This is a genomic window from Polaromonas sp. (genome assembly GCF_013817205.1).
Taxonomy (GTDB): Bacteria; Pseudomonadota; Gammaproteobacteria; order Burkholderiales; family Burkholderiaceae_C; genus Polaromonas.
In genome coordinates this window covers 1-5,649 of sequence record NZ_JACDDD010000118.1, presented here as the reverse complement: position 1 = coordinate 5,649, position 5,649 = coordinate 1, and the positions used below count along the sequence as shown (strand labels likewise).

Genomic DNA, 5,649 nt, shown 5'->3' with positions numbered 1-5,649 from the left:
GCACAGACCCGTGTCGACGAGCTGGAGTCGGCCATACGCGCCTGCTGCGAGCCCTATTTCGACCGCCCGCTCAAGGAAATCTCGCTGGGCATGGTGCTGATGCGGCTGTTCCAGACCTCGCGGCGCTTCCATGTGGAGATCCAGCCGCAACTGGTGCTGCTGCAGAAAACCTTGCTCAACATAGAAGGCCTGGGCCGCGAGCTGGACCCCGATCTGGACCTGTGGAGCACGGCCAAGCCCTTCCTGGAAACCTGGATGCTGGAGCAGGTTGGCCCCGAAAAGCTGCTGGAGCAGCTCAAGGCCGAGGCGCCGACCTATGCCAAGCTGCTGCCCGGCCTGCCGCGCCTGCTGCAGCAATACCTGAAAAACCCGTCAGGTGGTAACCATCGGGAACTGCAGGAACTGCTGCAGGAGCAAAAGCGCACCAACCGGCTGCTGCAGGGCCTGATTTACGGTGGCCTGGGTTTTGCATTGGGCTTGCTCGCGATGCAGGTGATGCTGCGCATTCGCGTTTTTTAGGGGCCATGGGCTGGCACCCGGTGGCGTCGATTGATCTGGCAGCCATGACCGAAAATCTGGTGATAATCACGCATTCTTGAGGAGGCCACCGTGCTCTTGACCCTGGTTTTCGTCTACCTGTTGATCACCATCATCATTGGCCTGTACGCTGCAAGGCGGGTCAAAAATACAGCGGACTACGCCGTCGCGGGGCGCAACCTGCCGCTGATCATGATCGTCACAACGACGTTTGCCACCTGGTTCGGCTCCGAAACGGTGCTGGGCATTCCGGCCAAGTTTGTGCAAAGTGGCCTCAATGGCGTGGTGGAAGACCCCTTCGGCGCGGGCACCTGCCTGATCCTTGTGGGCCTGTTTTTCGCCGGCAAGCTTTACAAGATGTCGTTGCTGACCATCAGCGACTATTACCGAGAGCGTTACGGGCGCACTGTCGAGGTGGCCTGCTCCATCATCATCATGATCAGTTATCTGGGCTGGGTGGCGGCGCAGGTCACGGCGTTGGGGCTGGTGTTCAACATTCTTTCGGGCGGTGCGATCTCGCTGACGGCCGGGATGCTCATAGGCACGGCCTCGGTGCTCGCCTATACCCTGTTCGGCGGCATGTGGTCCGTGGCCGTGACCGATTTCATTCAGATGATTGTGCTGGTGGTGGGCCTGGCGGTGCTGGCTGTGTTTGCCGGCAATCTGGCCGGCGGCGCCGACAAGGTGATCGCCCTGGCCACCAGCCAGGACCTGTTCCGCTTCTGGCCGGAGCCGAACTTCCGGGACATGGTGTTTTTCCTTGCGGCAGCCATCACCATGATGTTTGGCTCCATCCCCCAGCAGGATGTATTTCAGCGCGTGATGTCGGCCAACAGCGTCAATGCCGCAACCAAGGGGCCGGTGCTCGGAGGCATTTTCTACATCCTGTTTGCCTTTGTTCCCATGTTTCTGGTGGTCAGCGCGCTGATCATCATGCCGGAGCAGACGGCCCTGCTGCTCAAGGAAGATCCTCAGAAGATCCTGCCGACGCTGGTATTGCAGAAAATGCCCTTCATCATGCAGGTGCTGTTTTTCGGGGCGTTGCTGTCTGCCATCAAGTCCACCGCCTCGGCGACCCTGCTCGCGCCCAGCGTGACCTTTGTCGAGAACATCTGGCGCCAGTTCAAGCCACGCATGAGCGACAAACACGAACTCAAGCTGATGCGCACGACGGTGCTGGTGTTCAGCGCCATGGTGCTGGCCTATGCCATCTTCATGCAGGGCACCTCAATTTACGAGATGGTGTCCGGCGCCTACCAGGTGCCTCTGGTCGGCGCCTTTGTTCCGCTGGTGGCGGGCCTCTACTGGACAAGGGCCAGCACCCAGGGCGCGGTGTTTTCCGTGGTGAGCGGCATCGGGGTCTGGCTGTTGTTTATCTTCAGCACCCTGGGCGAACAGTTTCCGGCGCAGCTGGCCGGCGTGCTGGCAGCTGCCCTGGGCATGCTGGTCGGCTCGCTGACCCCGCAAACCATAGACAACCGCCGCGGCAGCCACCACCGCCTGACGACCGAAGCCTGATCCCCCCCGCAGTGATCGGATGGCCCCCGGAGCGCCGGGGTGCGGCCCCACGCCTATAATTGAAGGTTTTGCATCCTGCGGTCTGCGCAGCCGCAGACACCCCTGACAAAACCTTCCAGAATCATGCCAATCTACGCCTATAAATGCGAGTCCTGCGGGCATCAAAAGGACGTTTTGCAAAAAATGTCCGATGCGCCGCTGAACGACTGTCCCGTGTGCGGTGCACCGGCCTTCAAGAAGCAACTCACCGCCGCCGGCTTCCAGCTCAAGGGTTCGGGCTGGTATGTGACCGATTTTCGGGGCGGCGGTGGTGCCGCTGCGGTACCGCCGGTCAGCGGCGAAACCCCTGCTGCTGCAGCGGGTGACAGCAAGCCGGCCGCGGCTGCCGCCCAGCCCGCCGCAGCACCTGCGCCTGCAGCCCCTGCAAGCCCGGCAGGCAGCGCCGCGACCACGCCCAAGGCGAGCTGATGAACGCCTTGCGCCGATGGCTGCTTGCCGGGCTGCTGGTGCTGGTGCCGCTGGTCGTCACCATCTGGCTGTTGAACTGGGTCATTGGCACGCTGGACCAGACGCTGCAGATCCTGCCGGTCGACTGGCAGCCGGACAAATTGCTGGGTTTCCACATCCCGGGTTTCGGGGTCCTGTTGGCACTGGCCATCGTGCTGTCAATTGGTGCAGTTGCCTCCAATTTCCTGGGCCGCAAGCTGGTGCGCTGGTGGGATGCGCTGCTCAGCCGCATTCCCATCGTCCGTTCGATTTATTCCAGCGTCAAGCAGGTGTCGGACACGCTGTTTTCCGAGAACGGCAATGCCTTCCGCAAGGCGCTGCTGGTGCAGTGGCCGCGCGAAGGCGTGTGGACCATTGCCTTCCAGACCGGCATGCCGGGTGGTGACGTTGCCAATCACTTGACGGGCGATTACATGAGTGTGTATGTGCCGACCACCCCCAACCCTACCGGCGGCTACTTCGTCATGCTCAAGCGGGCCGATTGCATCGAGCTCAAGATGAGTGTTGACGAGGCCCTGACCTATGTGATTTCCATGGGTGTGGTGGTGCCCGGCAGCGCCGCCAACTACAAACCGAAATAGTTTTCCCCCCGGAGCGCGCAAGCGTTCACCTCAGACGACCAGCGAACAAGCGATCTATTTATGACTTCCCAAATGCGTTCCCACTATTGCGGTCTGGTGACCGAAGCCCTGCTGGGCCAGACCGTGAGCCTGTGCGGCTGGGTCAATCGCCGGCGTGACCACGGCGGCGTGATTTTCATCGACCTGCGCGACCGCGAGGGGTATGTGCAGGTGGTCTGCGACCCGGACCGGGCCGACATGTTTGCCACGGCCGAAGGCGTGCGCAACGAGTTCTGTGTGCAGATCAAGGGCTTGGTGCGGGCGCGCCCTGAGGGCACCGTCAATGAAGCGCTGAAAAGCGGCAAGATCGAAGTGCTCTGCCACGAACTGATCGTTCTGAACCCCAGCGTCACGCCGCCGTTCCAGCTCGACGAAGACAACCTGTCAGAAACCACGCGCCTGACACACCGCGTGCTGGACCTGCGCCGTCCGTACATGCAGAACAACCTGATGCTGCGTTACCGCGTGGCGATGGAAACCCGCAAGTTCCTCGACGCCAACGGCTTCATCGACATCGAAACGCCCATGCTGACCAAAAGCACGCCTGAAGGCGCGCGTGACTACCTGGTGCCCAGCCGTGTCAACGAAGGCCAGTTTTTTGCGCTGCCGCAAAGCCCGCAGCTGTTCAAGCAGTTGCTGATGGTGGCCGGCTTCGACCGCTATTACCAGATCACCAAATGCTTCCGCGACGAAGACTTGCGCGCTGACCGTCAGCCCGAATTCACGCAGATCGATATCGAGACGTCCTTCATGGGTGAGCAGGATATTCGCGACATGTTCCAGGGCATGATCAGCAACATCTTCAAGACCGTGCTGGCCATCGACCTCGGCGAGTTCCCGGTCATGACCTATGCCGACGCGATGCACCGCTTCGGCTCCGACAAGCCCGACCTGCGCGTGAACCTCGAGTTCACCGAACTGACCGATGTCATGGCCGATGTGGACTTCAAGGTGTTCAGCGCGCCGGCCACCACACCCGGCGGCCGCGTGGTGGCGCTGCGCGTGCCGGGCGGCTCCGAGATGAGTCGCGGCGAGATCGACGGCTACACCGAGTTCGTCAAGATCTACGGCGCCAAAGGCCTGGCCTGGATCAAGGTCAACGATGTGAGCAAGGGTCGCGACGGCCTGCAAAGCCCCATCGTCAAGAATATCCATGACGCAGCGGTGGCCGAGATCCTCGAGCGCAGCGGCGCGCAAAACGGCGACATCATTTTCTTCGGCGCCGACAAGGCCGGGATCGTCAACGACAGCATGGGCGCGCTGCGCCTGAAGATCGGCCTGTCCCCCTTCGGCAAGAAGGCTGGCGTGTTCACGGCCGGCTGGAAGCCGCTGTGGGTGGTGGACTTTCCGATGTTCGAATACGACGAAGGCGCCCAGCGCTGGAGCGCGGTGCATCACCCGTTCACCGCGCCCAAGGACGGCCATGAAGACTGGATGGACACTGACCCCGGCCGATGCATCTCCAAGGCTTACGACATGGTGCTCAACGGCTGGGAGCTGGGTGGCGGATCGGTGCGTATCCACCGCGCCGATGTGCAAAACAAGGTGTTCGCCGCGCTGAAGATCGGACCGGAGGAAGCTCAGGAGAAATTCGGCTTTCTGCTCGACGCGCTGCAGTACGGTGCGCCGCCGCACGGCGGCCTGGCCTTCGGTCTGGACCGCATCGTGACCATGATGACCGGTGCCGAGTCCATCCGTGACGTGATCGCCTTCCCCAAAACGCAGCGTGCGCAGTGCCTGCTGACCCACGCGCCCAGCCCGGTGGATGAAAAGCAGCTGAAAGAGCTGCATATCCGCCTGCGCGCACCGCAGCCCGTCTGAGCGGGGTCTTGAGGCAGGATGAAAGGGCGCTAGCGCCCTTTTCTATTGGAGCTTGTGAATGTCCCGTCCCCTTTCTCGTTCTGACAAATTGATCACGGACTTGCACTTTGCTGCACTCACAGCATTGGCGAGAGCCCCAATGGGCAGATTCGCCATGCTGAATTGATGACCGATATTGAGCGAAGCGTCTCGTTGGATGATTGGGCAAGACAAAGGTACGAAACATCGGGCCATGTTCGATGGCGTTCGATTTTTGCGTTCTCGTCGGTAGGTCTTGTGAAGGCGGACTATGTGCGTAAGGAAAAATCAGTCTGAACCATCACCGAAGAAGGGCGAGCAGCCATCACGGAACCTTTTGATCCGCGTGCTTGCTTACAGGAGATCGATCATCGATATCGAGCCTGGAAAGCGGCAAGCCCGCAGCCATTGGCGCAGGATTTCAAAGTTGGCGCTGCAGAGTCAGCGGAGCCGGATGAAAATTTGGCGTCACCTGAAGAGCGGTTGACGGTCATTCTCGGCCTAACCCGGATATTTCACCAGTAGTCCGATGAGCACATGATTTGGGGCGCGCAGCGGCCGATGCGTGTCGTTCGTCGAATTGTCTGGGTACTGGATGGGTTTTGGCCAATTTAGGGCGAACTGCCCC

Annotated in this window: 4 protein-coding genes and 1 pseudogene; all 5 read left to right on the top strand. The window is 61.1% G+C overall.

The annotated features are described in order from the left end of the window. Positions 1 to 519 (top strand): annotated as a pseudogene (locus H0W47_RS17775) (ubiquinone biosynthesis regulatory protein kinase UbiB); the annotation flags it as partial. Between the two features lie 90 nt (positions 520 to 609). After that, positions 610 to 2,055 (top strand): sodium:solute symporter family protein, encoded by a 1,446-nt coding sequence (locus H0W47_RS17770; protein ID WP_296926816.1) that lies wholly within the window; start codon positions 610 to 612, stop codon positions 2,053 to 2,055. 123 nt (positions 2,056 to 2,178) lie between these two features. Beyond that, positions 2,179 to 2,523 carry an FmdB family zinc ribbon protein gene (locus H0W47_RS17765; RefSeq protein ID WP_296926813.1) on the top strand — a complete coding sequence of 115 codons (345 nt, stop codon included), beginning with the start codon at positions 2,179 to 2,181 and terminating at the stop codon, positions 2,521 to 2,523. Next, a complete protein-coding gene (locus H0W47_RS17760) occupies positions 2,523 to 3,143 on the top strand; it encodes a DUF502 domain-containing protein (RefSeq protein WP_296926811.1) in 621 nt (206 codons plus the stop codon). The genes H0W47_RS17765 and H0W47_RS17760 overlap by 1 nt, the downstream gene beginning before the upstream one ends. A 60-nt stretch (positions 3,144 to 3,203) precedes the next feature. Next, a complete protein-coding gene (aspS, locus tag H0W47_RS17755; RefSeq protein ID WP_296926809.1) occupies positions 3,204 to 5,003 on the top strand; it encodes an aspartate--tRNA ligase in 1,800 nt (599 codons plus the stop codon). Positions 5,004 to 5,649 lie beyond the last annotated feature (646 nt).

Excerpts from the sequence above, each read along its gene's own strand:
- H0W47_RS17765 (WP_296926813.1), top strand. The coding sequence starts at position 2,179 with ATGCCAATCTACGCCTATAAATGCGAGTCCTGCGGGCATCAAAAGGAC.
- H0W47_RS17760 (WP_296926811.1), top strand. The coding sequence starts at position 2,523 with ATGAACGCCTTGCGCCGATGGCTGCTTGCCGGGCTGCTGGTGCTGGTG.
- aspS (WP_296926809.1), top strand. The coding sequence starts at position 3,204 with ATGACTTCCCAAATGCGTTCCCACTATTGCGGTCTGGTGACCGAAGCC.